Below are 12,805 nucleotides of genomic sequence, written 5' to 3'. Positions count from 1 at the left end.
ACCACGATCAACAGCTATGACGCCACGATCGTGCCGGAGAAGCCGAGGCCAGCGGCCCGGGCCCGGCCGGCCTGCTCGGCGGCCTCCCGCGCCCGGACCCGGGCGATGTCCGGCGCGCGGCCGGCCAGGAAGTCGCGGTGCAGCAGCCGCAGCGACTGCCCGAACCTCTCGACCGCGACCGGCAGCGCCCGTGGCACCGGCTCACCGGCCTCCAGCAGCGCGACCACCCGGCGGACCATGTTGCGGCTGTTCGTGTACGCCAGCTCCAGGTGCGCCGCGGCGTTCTGGTAGCGGCGCAGCGGGGCCCGGCGTCGCCACCGCCACGGCGACAGCGCCGTCACCTCCCGGGCCGCACCGACGCTCTCGGTGGTCTGTTTTCGTTCGACCTCGGCCGCCTCCAACCGGGTCAGCGCCGCCTCGGCCGCCCCGGCGTCCCGGGCGGCGAGCGCGCTCGCCGCCGCCGTCAGCTCGCTGGCGAACAGATCCAGCGTGGGCCCGGCGGCACGATGCACCACCCGCACCGGGTTCAGCGGCAGCGCCACCACCATCGCCACCCCGCCGCCCACGAGCGCGTTCGCCGTACGCGGCACGGCCAGGTCCGGCGCGCTCGGCTCGACGGTGCCCAGCAGCACTGCCGTACTACCCGCCTGCACCATCACGGCGCCGCTGCCCCGGATCACCACCGCGAGCGAGATGGCGAGCGCCACCACCAGGCCGGTCTGCACCGGACCCGCCCCGATCAGCTTGATGATCAGATCGCCGACCAGGACACCGACGATGACACCGCCCAGCAGTTCGGCGGTACGGCGGATCCGGTTGCCGATCGCCGCGGCGATGGTGCCCACCGCTGCCGCCGGCGCGAACAGCGGCTGCGGGTTCTTGAGCACGGAGGCGGCCACGTACCAGGCCAGCCCCGCGGCCAGACCGGCCTGGAGCGCCACGATGAAGTACCGGCGCAGCCGCTCGAACGCCTCCCGGAACTCCCGGCGCGCCGCCGGAGCGACGGGGGTCACGGGCACGACGGCTCGGGCTCGACCACGCCCTCCTCTACCCGGGGCTCGCGCCGGTATGCCCGCGACGCGCGCTTGCGGACGCGAGCGACCATGGAGTGGTGATCCGCTTTCTGCTGAACCTGTTGTGGCTCGTCTTCGGTGGCGGCTTCGTCCTGGCCCTCGGCTACGGCGTGGCCGCCCTCATCTGCTTCGTCCTGGTCGTCACCATCCCCTTCGGCGTCGCCTCGCTGCGGCTCGCCTCGTACTCGCTGTGGCCGTTCGGGCGCACCCTCGTGCGCAAGCCGGGCGCCGGGCTTCCCTCCGGACTGGCCAACGTGCTCTGGGTCGTGCTGGCCGGCTGGTGGCTCGCCCTGTCGCACATCCTCGCCGGCGTCGCGCTCTGCGTGACGATCATCGGCATCCCGTTCGGGGTGGCCAACTTCAAGCTGGTCCCGGCGGCGCTGTGGCCGCTCGGCCAGGAGGTAGTCGAGAACCCGTAACCCGCCCCCTCCTCGCCACGAGGGATCCACCCGCCACTGGAACGCCATGGGTGTCAAACACGGCCGGAGACACCCATGGCGTTCCACTCCGCGACGGTTACGCGGCGGGTTGACGTTCGCAGCCGAGGACGACCGCCACGATCTCGGCGACCGGGATACGAAGTGGCCCCTCTGAGGGCCGTTTCGTACCAAGATCTCGCAGGTCACGAGCGCGAGCGTGGAAGGTGCGCGTCGGAACGGGCGAACGTCAGCGGCGCGGTCGCCGCGAGACCGGCATCTCCCCGCAACGGCCAGCTTTCCGTCCGCGGTGAGCGACAGACCTCACCACCTCTACAGCATCCTAGGAGGATGGGGTGATGCGGGCCTGGCGGCAGGAAGGATGCGAATGCGGCTCGCGGGCAAGCGACGCTGACTAGCGTCGGGAGGGTGCGGGACGGGGTGATCGAGACGCTGAAGGCAGACCCGGCGATGTCCGGCCTGCGCCGGTCGCTGGACTTCTACCACGGCGACCCGACGCGCGACGCCGCGCTCGACGCGTTCTACGCCCCGCTGGTCCGCGCCGGTGACCTGGTCTTCGACGTCGGCGCGCACGTGGGCGACCGGCTGGGCAGCTTCCGCCGTCTCGGCGCGACAGTGGTGGCAGTCGAGCCGCAGCCGTTGTGCGCCCGGGCGCTGCGCGAGATGTACGCGGGCGACGACGCGGTGACGGTGGTCGAGGCGGCCTGCGGGCGTACCGCCGGGCCGGTGCGGCTGCACGTGAACACGGCCAACCCGACGGTCTCCACCGCCTCCCCCGGGTTCGTCCGCGCCGCCGACGGCGCACCCGGCTGGGAGGGTCAGACGTGGGACGCCCGGATCGAGGTGCCCGGCACCACGCTCGACGCGCTGATGGCCGCGTACGGCGTACCGGCGTTCGTGAAGATCGACGTGGAGGGCTACGAGGACGCCGTGCTCGCCGGGCTGAGCCGGCCGGTCCCGGCGCTGTCGTTCGAGTTCACCACCATCGCCCGGGTGGCGGCGGCGCGCTGCCTGGACCGGCTCACCGCGCTCGGCTTCACCCGCTTCACTGTGGCGATCGGTGACGAGACGACGTTCGCGCTGCCGGGCTGGCGTCCGGCCGCCGAGGTGGCCGCGTATCTGGGGACGGTGCCGGACGAGGCCAACTCCGGCGACGTGTACGCCCGCCCCTGAACCTCCACTTCGGACCTAGGACGGCCGGGCCGGAAGGCATCGACCCTGCTCATCACCGTGATCGACGCAGGCGCAGCCCGGGCACTTTTTTCACGACTCGAACTTAGCTATACATCGTTACCCATCTGTGATTGACGTGACCCGCGCCACTTGGGTTGACTGCCACGGAACCGCTTCCGCAACCGGTTCCGAAACATTCCGCTCATCCCGTCGACCTAGGAGCGTCACGTGCCGATCACGATCGCCGACGTCGCCGCCCGCGCCGGGGTGAGCAAGACGACGGTGTCGCGCGTGCTGAACGGCAAGGGCGAGGTGCACCTCCGCACCGCCGACCGGGTTCGCGCGGTGATCAGCGACCTCGGGTACGTGCCGAGCGCCCGCGCGGTCGGGCTGGCCCGGGGGCGTACCCGGGTGGTCGGGATGCTGGTCCCGGCGCTGACCTGGCCGTGGATGGGCGAGGTGCTCCAGGGCGCGGCCGACGTGGTCGAGGCCGCCGGCTACGGCATGCTGCTGTTCACCTGCACCCACGGCGACGAGTCGATGCGCCGGTTCGCCTCCCAGGTCTCGGCCAAGTCGTTCGACGGCCTGCTCGTGGTCGAACCAGAGGGGACGCTGGACTACATCACCGAGCTGCACCGGCGCGGCCTGCCGGTCATCCTCATCGACGACCGGGGCCACCAGCCGGGCTTCCCGTCGGTGCGCACCACGAACGAGGCCGGGGCGCGGGCCGCCGCGACGCACCTGCTGGCGCTCGGCCGGCGGCGCCCGCTCGTCGTCACCGGCCTGCGCCGCTTCGGCTGCACCCGGGAACGGCTCGCCGGGTTCGCCGGCGCCTACGCCGAAGCCGGCCTGGAAATCGAACCGGAACGCGTGGTGGAGGGCGACTTCACCTTCGAGTGCGGGCGCGCGGCGGTGCGGCGGCTGCTCGCCGACGGCGTACCCTTCGACGCCGTCTTCGCCCACAACGACCTGTCGGCCGCCGGGGCGCTGCAGGCGCTGCGCGACGCCGGACGGCGCGTCCCGCAGGACGTCGCGGTGGTCGGCTTCGACGACCTGCCGCTGGCCGGGCACACCCACCCGCCGCTGAGCTCCGTGCGCCAACCCCTGCGGGAGATGGGTACGGCCGCAGCCCGGCTGCTCATCGCCCACCTCGCCGGCACCCCGCTGCCGGACACCCCGACCGTCATCCCCACCGGCTTCACCGCCCGCGACTCGACGGGCGCGGGCGGGAACACAAGCGGCACGACCGAACAGGACCCGACAGGCGCGCGGGAGCCGGCGGGCGCCCGCGTCACCTGACCCCACCCCGCCGTACCCGGCGACCATGCCGGCGGGCCCGCCCGCCGGTGGCACCACCGCACACCCCCCATCCACCACATCCCGCCCGTGGAATGCGGGACCACCGAGGGAGACCTCCATGAGAAGACGGCAACTCCTCGCCCTCGCGCTGGCCGGCGCGATGGTCACCACCGCCGCCGCGTGCGGCGACAGCCCGAACGCGAACAAGAAGAGCGGCCAGGCCGCGACGGTGCTGAGCGTCGGCATGCCCAACGGCCCGCAGGCCGAGAACAACAACCCGTTCCTCACCACCTCGGCCGCCGCCTCGCTGGGCTACCGGTGGCAGATCTACGAGCCGCTGATGATGTGGAACCCGGTCAAGCCGGCCGAGCCGTTCAAGCCGTGGCTGGCCACCAAGGCCGAGTGGTCGTCGGACTACAAGTCGGTGAAGGTGACCATCCGCGAGAACGCGACCTGGTCGGACGGGCAGAAGGTCACCGCCGAGGACGTCGCGTTCACCTACAACCTGGTGAAGAAGTTCCCGGCCATCAACGACCAGGGTGTGCCGTACACCGACGCCGTCGCCAGCGGCAACGAGGTCACCATCTCGATGGCCAGCCCGCAGTTCGTCAACCAGCAGAAAGTGCTGTGGCGGGTGCCGATCGTGCCCAAGCACCTGTGGGAGAAGATCGCCGACCCGGCCACCGACCCGGTGAAGCAGCCGGTCGGCAGCGGCCCGTACACGCTCAAGTCGTTCACCCCGGCGAGCATGACGCTCGCGGTACGCGACAGCGGCTACTGGCAGGACCTGCCGAAGGTGAAGGAGCTGCGGTACACCTCCTACACCGACAACAGCGCGCAGACCACCGCGCTCGCGAACGGCGAGGCGGAGTGGAGCTTCGTCTTCATCCCGAACTACCAGACCGTGTTCGTGGCCAAGGACCAGAAGAACCACAAGATGTGGGCGCCCCCGGTGCTCGGCATCCACGGTCTCTACCTGAACACCACGAAGAAGCCGTTCGACGACCCGACGCTGCGCAAGGCCATGAACATGGTGATCGACCGGGCGGACATCTTCACCACCGCCGAGGCCGGCTACTTCCACCCCGAGGTCAAGAGCGTGACCGGTCTGCCGAGCCCGGCCGGTGACTCGTTCATCGCGCCCGAGTACAAGGGCCAGGAGCACAAGGTCGACGTCGAGGGCGCCAAGGCGCTGCTCACCGGCGCCGGCTACAAGCTGGACGGCAACACGCTGAAGGACAAGAGCGGGAAGGCCGTCACGATCCGGCTGACCGACCCGGCCGGCTGGTCGGACTACCAGACCAGCCTGGAGATCGTGAAGGGCAACCTGGCGAAGATCGGCATCGCGGCGACCGTCGACAAGGCCAACCAGGACGCCTGGTTCCGCAACGTCGAGCAGGGCAACTTCGAGGCCACGTTCCGGTGGACCGAGAGCGGCGCCACGCCGTACGACATCTACCGGACCATCATGGACGGCCGCGTGCTGAAGCCGATCGGCACCGCCTCCCCGGCGGGCAACTTCGGCCGGTTCCAGAGCAAGGAGGCCACCGACGCGCTGGTGTCGTACGCCAACGCCACCGACGACGCCACCCGCGCCACCGCGCTGGCCACGCTGCAGAAGATCTTCGTCGAGCAGATGCCGATGATCCCGGTCGGCGCGGACAACATCGGCGGCGCGTACAGCACGAAGAACTGGGTCGGCTGGCCGGACGACTCGAACCCGTACGGCGCGCTCCAGCCCACCCAGCCCAACGCGGTGGACGTGGTGCTGCACCTCAAGCCGGCCAACGGCTGACCCGGCGCCGCCGGCCCGGCCCCGATCGCCCGGGCCGGGCCGGCGGCGCCCGCCCCTCGCTACCGGCAACCCCAGACAGGAATTCGGCATGACGTTGACCGAGAGCGCACCAGCGCCGGCCGACGAGGTGGTGCTGGAGGCCGTCGGCCTGACCAAGCACTTCCCCGTCCGCCGGCGGCTGCGTGACCTTCTCTCCCGGACCCCGGCGGTGGTGCACGCCGTCGACGACGTATCGATCGAGTTGCGCCGTGGCCGGGTGACCGCGCTGGTCGGCGAGTCCGGCTCCGGCAAGTCCACAGTCGCCCGGCTGCTGGCCCAGCTCTACCCGCGCACCGGCGGCGACATCCGGCTGCACGGCCGCTCGACCCGGGTACGCGGCGGGCGCCGGTTCCGGGCGTACGTGCGGCGGGTGCAGTTGATCCTGCAGGACCCGTTCGCCTCGCTGAACCCGGTGCACACGGTCCGCTACCACCTGACCCGGTCGCTGCGCATCCACGGCAACGCCGGGACCGGGCCGGACGGGCTGGACAAGGCGCTCGCCGACCTGCTGACCCGGGTCAGCCTGACCCCGCCGGAGCGCTACCTCGACGCGTTCCCGCACGAGCTGTCCGGCGGGCAGCGCCAGCGCGTCGCGATCGCGCGGGCGCTCGGCGCGGACCCGGAGGTGCTGCTTGCCGACGAGCCGGTGTCGATGCTGGACGTCTCGATCCGCCTGGGCGTGCTCAACCTGCTCCAGGACCTCAAGGACCGGCTCAACCTGGCGATCCTCTACATCACCCACGACATCGCCTCGGCCCGCTACTTCGCCGACGAGACGATCGTCATGTACGCCGGGCGGATGGTCGAGGGCGGCGACAGCGAGACGGTCACCCAGCGGCCGGCCCACCCGTACACCCGGTTGCTGATCGAATCGGCACCGGACCCGGAGCGGATCACCGGCGCGGGCGGCGACGGCGCGGCGGCCGGTGAGCGGGGCCACGGCGAGCCGCCGAGCCTGATCCGCCCGCCCACCGGCTGCCGGTTCCACCCGCGTTGCCCGGCGGCGATGCCGCGCTGCGCCACCGACCTGCCGCCGGCCATCCCGGTCGACGACGCGCCCGGGCACTGGGCCGCGTGCTGGCTGTTCGACGCCGAGACCTTCGCGACGGAGAAGGCGGAGAACGCGGAGCAGGCCGGATCGGAGGCGGCCCGGTGAGGTTCCTGCTGCAACGGGTGGCCTTCTACCTGTTCACCGCCTGGGCGGCGATCACGCTGAACTTCTTCATCCCGCGGATGGTGCCGGGCGACCCGGTGCAGTCGCTGATCTCCCGCAACCAGGGCCGGATCAGCGCCGACGCGATCGCGTCGCTACGGGTGCTGTTCGGGCTGGACTCCGACCGCTCGCTGTGGGAGCAGTACGTCGCCTACTGGGGGCAACTCCTGCGCGGCGACCTGGGGATGTCGTTCACGTTCTTCCCCGCCCCGGTGTCGGAGGTGATCGGGAACAGCCTGCCGTGGACGGTCGGCCTGGTCGGCGTCACCACGATCGTGAGCTTCCTGCTCGGCACCGCGCTGGGCGTCGGCGCGGGCTGGCGGCGCGGCTCCTGGATCGACGGGCTGCTCCCGGCCACCACGTTCCTCTCCTCGATCCCGTACTTCTGGCTGGGCCTGGTCGCCATCGCGCTGTTCGCCGGGCCGGGCAGCTTCTTCCCGTCCTCCGGCGGCTACGAGCCGGGCCTGGTGCCGGCGTTCGACGCGTACTTCGTGCCCAGCGCCATCCAGCACAGCATCCTGCCGGCGGCGACGATCCTGGTGTCGTCGATGAGCGGCTGGATCCTCAGCATGCGCAACATGATGGTCACGGTCGCCAGCGAGGACTACATCACAGTGGCGCACGCCAAAGGGCTCTCCGAGCGCCGGGTGGCGCTCAGCTACGCCGCGCGCAACGCGCTGCTGCCGAACGTCTCCGGGTTCGCGCTGTCGCTGGGCTTCATCGTCGGCGGCACGCTCCTCGTGGAGATCGTCTTCTCGTACCCGGGTCTGGGGTTCCAGCTCTTCCAGGCCGTCGGCTCGAAGGACTACCCGCTGATGCAGGGCATCTTCCTGATCATCACGATCTCGGTGCTGGTGGCGAACCTGCTCGCCGACGTGGCGTACCTGCTCCTCGACCCGCGGACCCGAAAGAGCTGAACGATGACACTCTCCCCGTCCAGCATCGAGCAGGTCATCCCCGGCCAGGGGGCGATGGCGCAGCCGTCGGCCCGGGCCCGCCGCCGCCGGTTCCGCTTCGTCGCCAACGGCAAGGCCGCGACCGGCCTGGCCGTCCTCGGGGTGTACGTGCTCCTGGCGGTGATCGGGCCGTGGATCGCGCCGTACGACCCGGACGCGCGCAGCGCCGACGTGCTCCAGGCGCCCTCGGCCCGGCACTGGTTCGGCACCACCCACCTCGGGCAGGACATCTTCAGCCAGATCCTGGTCGGCGCGCGCAGCGTGATGGTGGTGGGCCTGACCGCCGGCGTGCTCGCCACGATCCTGTCCATCCTGATCGGCGTGACCGCCGGCTACCTGGGCGGCGCGGCCGACGAGGGCCTGTCGGCCGTGTCGAACGTGTTCCTGGTGATCCCGGCGCTGCCGCTGATCATCATCGTCACGTCCCTCGTCGACCAGGCCAGCGACACGCTCGTGGCGCTCATCATCGGCCTCACGTCGTGGGCCTGGGGCGCGCGGGTGCTGCGCGCCCAGACGCTGTCGTTACGCCGCCGCGACTACGTCGAGGCCGCCCGGGCCACCGGCGAACGGACCTGGCGGATCATCGGCTTCGAGATCCTGCCCAACCTGACCGCGATCATCGCCTCCGGCTTCGTCGGCACTGTCATCTTCGCGGTGATGTCGGAGATCACCCTGGCGTTCATCGGCGTCTCGTCGGTCTCGTCGTGGAACTGGGGCACGATCCTGTTCTGGGCGCAGGGACAGCAGGCGCTCGCGCAGGGCGCCTGGTGGTGGTTCGTGCCGGCCGGGCTGGCCATCGCGCTGCTCGGCACCGCGCTCGCGCTGATCAACTTCGGCATCGACGAGTTCGTCAGCCCCCGGCTGCGCACCGGCGGCCGGACCCGGATCCGGACCGCCGACGGACGCACCGTCGCGATGCGCGTCGGGTTCACCCCGGTGCTCGCGCCGGTCACCGCCACCGTGCCGATGCAGGCACGCGACGCCGCCGACGGGCAGCCCGCCGACGCCGACCAGGGAGGGACGCGCGCATGAGCGACCAGGTGCTGGAGATCCGCGGGCTGTGCGTCGACTACGGCATCGGCGCGGACGCCGTGCGCGCGGTCCGCGACGTCGACCTGACGTTGCACCGCGGCGAGGTGCTCGGCCTGGCCGGGGAGAGCGGCAGCGGCAAGTCCACGCTCGCGTACGGGCTGACCCGGCTGCTGCCCCCGCCCGGCGTGGTCAGCGGCGGTCAGGTGATCTACCACCCGGCCGACGGCCCGCCGGTCGACGTCCTCACGCTCAGCCCGGCGAAGCTGCGCGAGTTCCGCTGGGCGGAGACGTCGATCGTGTTCCAGGGCGCGATGAACTCGCTCAACCCGGTGCACAAGGTCTCCACCCAACTGCTCGACGTGATCCGGGCGCACGAGCCGAAGACCACCGCGGCGAGCCGGCTGACCCGCGCGAAGGACCTGCTGCGCCTGGTCGGCATCTCCGCCGACCGGCTGGACAGCTATCCGCACCAGCTCTCCGGCGGCATGCGGCAACGCGTCATGATCGCGATGGCGCTGGCGCTGGAGCCGCAGCTGGTCATCATGGACGAGCCGACCACCGCGCTGGACGTGGTGATGCAGCGGCAGATCCTCGGCCAGCTCGCCGAGCTGCGCGAACGCCTCGGCTTCGCGGTGCTGTTCATCACCCACGACCTGTCGCTGCTCGTCGAGTTCTCCGACCGCATCGCGATCATGTACGGCGGCCGGATCGTCGAGGAGGCGCCCGCCGCCCGGCTGTACCGGGAGCCGCTGCACCCGTACACCGAGGGGTTGCTGCACTCGTTCCCGGCGCTGCACGGGCCGCGCCGCGAGCTGACCGGCATCCCCGGCTCCCCGCCGGACCTGCGCGCCATGCCGTCCGGGTGCGCGTTCCATCCCCGCTGCCCGAAGGCGTTCGACGGGTGCGACGAGCAGGTGCCGGCGCTCGGCGCGCCGTACGTCGACGACCCGGCGCGGGCCGTCGCGTGCCATCTGCACCCGGCCGTCGCGCCCCTGTCCCGCTGACCCGCCCGACACCACCACCCGCAACCGCGAGGAGAAGCATGGACACCGACCTCACCCGCCCGTCGTCAGTCGCCGGTCCGGACCCGATCGACACGCTGCCGCCGACCTTCCGGTGGGGGGTGGCGACGTCGTCGTACCAGATCGAGGGCGCGGTGGCCGAGGACGGCCGCACGCCGTCCATCTGGGACACGTTCTGCCGGGTGCCCGGGGCGGTCGTCAACGGTGACCACGGCGACGTGGCGTGCGACCACTACCACCGGATGCCGCAGGACGTGGCGCTGATCGCGGACCTGGGGATGGACACGTACCGGTTCTCGGTGGCCTGGCCGCGGGTGCAGCCGGGCGGGCGCGGCCCGGCGAACGTGGCCGGGCTGGCCTTCTACGACCGGCTGGTGGACGAGCTGCTCGGCCGCGACGTCGAGCCGTGGGTGACGCTCTACCACTGGGACCTGCCGCAGGAGCTCGAGGACGCGGGCGGCTGGCCGAACCGGGACACCGCGTACCGGTTCGCCGACTACGCCGAGCTGGTCTTCGCCGCGCTCGGCGACCGGGTCCGCACCTGGACCACGCTCAACGAGCCGTGGTGCTCGGCGATGCTCGGGTACGCCTACGGCGACCACGCCCCGGGCCGGCGGAACCTCGGCGACGGTATCGCCGCGGCCCACCACCTGCTGCTCGGGCACGGGCTGGCCACGCGGCGGCTGCGCGAGGCGGCCACGGCGCCGATCGAGCTGGGCATCACGCTGAACCTGTCCACCGCCGACCCGGCCACCGACAGCGCGGCCGACCGGGACGCGGCGCGGGCCGCCGACGGGCTGGGCAACCGGCTCTACCTCGACCCGGTGCTGCGCGGGGAGTACCCGCAGGACGTGATCGCGGACCTGGCCGCCGAGGGCGTGGAGATCCCGGTGCGCGACGGCGACCTGGACGTCATCGCCGCCCCCATCGAGGTGCTGGGCGTGAACTTCTACTTCGGGCAGCTGCACTCCGGCGTGGACGAGCAGGGCCGCGACCGCGACGACGACGGCAAGCCGGTACGCCGGGTGGTGCGCCGCGACCTGCCACGTACCGCGATGGACTGGGAGATCGTGCCGGAGTCCTTCACCGAGCTGCTGGTGCGGCTGCACCGCGACTACCCGGGCACGCCCATGGTGATCACCGAGAACGGCGCCGCGTTCGACGACAAGCCGGACGCGGACGGGTTCGTCGCCGACGACGACCGGGTCGGCTACCTCGCCGAGCACCTGCGGGCGGTGGCCCGGGCCCGACAGGCCGGGGCGGACGTGCGCGGCTACTTCGCCTGGTCGCTGCTGGACAACTTCGAGTGGGCGTACGGCTACGACAAGCGGTTCGGCATCGTCCGGGTCGACTACGACACGCAGCGCCGCGTCCCCAAGCGCAGCGCGTTGTGGTACCGGGACACCGTGCGGCGGGTACGCGGCCAGCGCTGACGCCGCGCGGCGTGAGGGCCGGGCCGGTCAGTGCCGGCGGCCCGGCCGCCACGCCGGGGACGGCCGGGCGGCCGGGTCGCGGGGCACACCGCCGTCGCGCAGCAGCCGGGTCATCGGCAGGGTGGCCGCGCCCATCGCCACCGCGTCCGGTCCGAGCCGGCACAGCTCGATCGAGGTCTGTGCGTACGGCTGGCGCAGCGCGTGCCGCGCGGTGGCCTCGCGGATCGCGGGCAGGTGCCGCTCGCCCAGGGCCAGCCCGGCCCAGCCGCCGAGCACCACCCGCTCCGGGTTGAACAGGTTCACCAGGTTGGCCACCCCGGCGCCCAGGTAGCCGACCGTCTCGTCGATCACCTTCGCGGCGGCGCCGCTGGTGGAGCGCAGCAGCTCACCGAAGGCGGTCTCCTCGTCCGCGCCCGGCGCCGGGCGGCCCCGGTTGGCCTGGCGGAACCGGTCCAGCACCGCCTCCGCGCCGACGTACGCCTCCAGGCAGCCGAGGTTGCCGCAGCGGCAGCGGCGGCCCCCGTACACGATGGTGGTGTGGCCCCACTCCCCGGCGCTGCTGTGCGCGCCGCGGTAGCCGACGCCGTCGGCGACCACGCTCGCGCCGACGCCGGAGCCGACCAGGGCGACCACCGCGTGCCGGACGCCCCGGCCGGCGCCGAACCACATCTCGGCCTGGCCGAGCGTCTTCGCGCCGTTGTCCACGTGCACCGGTACGCCGGTGCCGGCGCGCAGCATCGCGCCGAGCGGGACGCCGTCCCAGCCGAGCGTCTGGGCGTGCACCACGGCGTCGGCGGCGCGTTCGACGGTGCCGGCCACGGCGACGCCGAAGCCGAGGACCGCTGCCGGGTCGACGCCCGCCTGCTCGGTGACGGCGGCGAGGCCGTGCCGCAGGTGAGCGGCGACCCGCTCGGGGTCGGGATCGGCCGCGGTGATCGGGTACTCCGCCTTGGCCAGCGCGGTCATGCTCAGGTCGAACAGCTCCACCTGGACGCGGGTCTCACCGACGTCGGCGCCGACCAGGTAGCCGTAGCCGGGCGCGACGCGCAGCAGCACGCGAGGGCGGCCGCCGTCGGACTCGACCGAGCCGGCCTCCTCGACCAGTCCCTCGGCGATCATCTCGCCGACCAGGTTGCTGACGCTGGCCAGGCTGAGCGCTGTGGACTGGCCCAGCTCGTGGCGGCTGAGCGGGCCGTCCAGCCAGATCCGGGTCAGCAGGACCGACCGGTTGGCCCGGCGCATGTCGCGCACCGTGGTGCGTCTGGCGTCCACGTCCGCCGCCGTCCCTTCCCGGCCGCCGACGGCGACCTGCGTTCATCGCGTTCACGCCGTG

General features: G+C 72.5%; 11 protein-coding genes. 9 read left to right on the top strand and 2 right to left on the bottom strand.

Features of this window, described 5'->3' with window-relative positions; translation table 11 throughout:
• Nucleotides 1-14: 14 nt before the first annotated feature.
• Nucleotides 15-1,019, bottom strand: a complete 1,005-nt coding sequence (locus FHU28_RS19145; protein ID WP_311773617.1) for an FUSC family protein — start codon at nucleotides 1,017-1,019, stop codon at nucleotides 15-17.
• Between the two features lie 92 nt (nucleotides 1,020-1,111).
• Between FHU28_RS19145 and FHU28_RS19140 the strand changes: the two genes are divergently transcribed.
• The 9 genes from FHU28_RS19140 (at nucleotide 1,112) to FHU28_RS19100 (ending at nucleotide 11,472) form a co-directional block, all read left to right on the top strand.
• Nucleotides 1,112-1,492 (top strand): YccF domain-containing protein, encoded by a 381-nt coding sequence (locus FHU28_RS19140; RefSeq protein ID WP_184685917.1) that lies wholly within the window; start codon nucleotides 1,112-1,114, stop codon nucleotides 1,490-1,492.
• Between the two features lie 468 nt (nucleotides 1,493-1,960).
• The gene (locus FHU28_RS19135) at nucleotides 1,961-2,683 is read left to right on the top strand and encodes an FkbM family methyltransferase (RefSeq protein WP_184689704.1); all 723 of its coding nucleotides are present in this window, start codon (nucleotides 1,961-1,963) and stop codon (nucleotides 2,681-2,683) included.
• A gap of 228 nt (nucleotides 2,684-2,911) precedes the next feature.
• Nucleotides 2,912-3,982 (top strand): LacI family DNA-binding transcriptional regulator, encoded by a 1,071-nt coding sequence (locus FHU28_RS19130; RefSeq protein ID WP_184685916.1) that lies wholly within the window; start codon nucleotides 2,912-2,914, stop codon nucleotides 3,980-3,982.
• A gap of 118 nt (nucleotides 3,983-4,100) precedes the next feature.
• Nucleotides 4,101-5,777: an ABC transporter substrate-binding protein gene (locus tag FHU28_RS19125; protein ID WP_184685915.1), complete on the top strand. Its 1,677-nt coding sequence runs from the start codon at nucleotides 4,101-4,103 to the stop codon at nucleotides 5,775-5,777.
• 88 nt (nucleotides 5,778-5,865) lie between these two features.
• Nucleotides 5,866-6,972 carry an ABC transporter ATP-binding protein gene (locus FHU28_RS19120; RefSeq protein WP_184685914.1) on the top strand — a complete coding sequence of 369 codons (1,107 nt, stop codon included), beginning with the start codon at nucleotides 5,866-5,868 and terminating at the stop codon, nucleotides 6,970-6,972.
• Nucleotides 6,969-7,946 carry an ABC transporter permease gene (locus FHU28_RS19115; protein WP_073829545.1) on the top strand — a complete coding sequence of 326 codons (978 nt, stop codon included), beginning with the start codon at nucleotides 6,969-6,971 and terminating at the stop codon, nucleotides 7,944-7,946. The genes FHU28_RS19120 and FHU28_RS19115 overlap by 4 nt, the downstream gene beginning before the upstream one ends.
• A gap of 3 nt (nucleotides 7,947-7,949) precedes the next feature.
• Nucleotides 7,950-9,017 carry an ABC transporter permease gene (locus FHU28_RS19110; RefSeq protein WP_184685913.1) on the top strand — a complete coding sequence of 356 codons (1,068 nt, stop codon included), beginning with the start codon at nucleotides 7,950-7,952 and terminating at the stop codon, nucleotides 9,015-9,017.
• Nucleotides 9,014-10,021: an ABC transporter ATP-binding protein gene (locus tag FHU28_RS19105; protein ID WP_184685912.1), complete on the top strand. Its 1,008-nt coding sequence runs from the start codon at nucleotides 9,014-9,016 to the stop codon at nucleotides 10,019-10,021. The genes FHU28_RS19110 and FHU28_RS19105 overlap by 4 nt, the downstream gene beginning before the upstream one ends.
• A gap of 38 nt (nucleotides 10,022-10,059) precedes the next feature.
• Nucleotides 10,060-11,472 (top strand): GH1 family beta-glucosidase, encoded by a 1,413-nt coding sequence (locus FHU28_RS19100; RefSeq protein ID WP_184685911.1) that lies wholly within the window; start codon nucleotides 10,060-10,062, stop codon nucleotides 11,470-11,472.
• Between the two features lie 27 nt (nucleotides 11,473-11,499).
• Here FHU28_RS19100 and FHU28_RS19095 read toward each other — a convergent pair whose 3' ends face one another.
• Nucleotides 11,500-12,744 (bottom strand): ROK family transcriptional regulator, encoded by a 1,245-nt coding sequence (locus FHU28_RS19095; protein ID WP_184685910.1) that lies wholly within the window; start codon nucleotides 12,742-12,744, stop codon nucleotides 11,500-11,502.
• Nucleotides 12,745-12,805: the final 61 nt, after the last annotated feature.

Source organism: Micromonospora echinospora, from assembly GCF_014203425.1.
GTDB lineage: Bacteria > Actinomycetota > Actinomycetes > Mycobacteriales > Micromonosporaceae > Micromonospora > Micromonospora echinospora_A.
The sequence above is the reverse complement of the archived record's forward strand: the minus strand, read 5'-3'. Positions and strand labels throughout refer to the sequence as shown.

Bases quoted from the DNA above. Each gene is read 5' to 3' on its own strand.
- FHU28_RS19105 (WP_184685912.1), top strand. From the start codon at position 9,014: ATGAGCGACCAGGTGCTGGAGATCCGCGGGCTGTGCGTCGACTACGGC.
- FHU28_RS19120 (WP_184685914.1), top strand. From the start codon at position 5,866: ATGACGTTGACCGAGAGCGCACCAGCGCCGGCCGACGAGGTGGTGCTG.
- FHU28_RS19135 (WP_184689704.1), top strand. From the start codon at position 1,961: ATGTCCGGCCTGCGCCGGTCGCTGGACTTCTACCACGGCGACCCGACG.
- FHU28_RS19125 (WP_184685915.1), top strand. From the start codon at position 4,101: ATGAGAAGACGGCAACTCCTCGCCCTCGCGCTGGCCGGCGCGATGGTC.
- FHU28_RS19100 (WP_184685911.1), top strand. From the start codon at position 10,060: ATGGACACCGACCTCACCCGCCCGTCGTCAGTCGCCGGTCCGGACCCG.
- FHU28_RS19110 (WP_184685913.1), top strand. From the start codon at position 7,950: ATGACACTCTCCCCGTCCAGCATCGAGCAGGTCATCCCCGGCCAGGGG.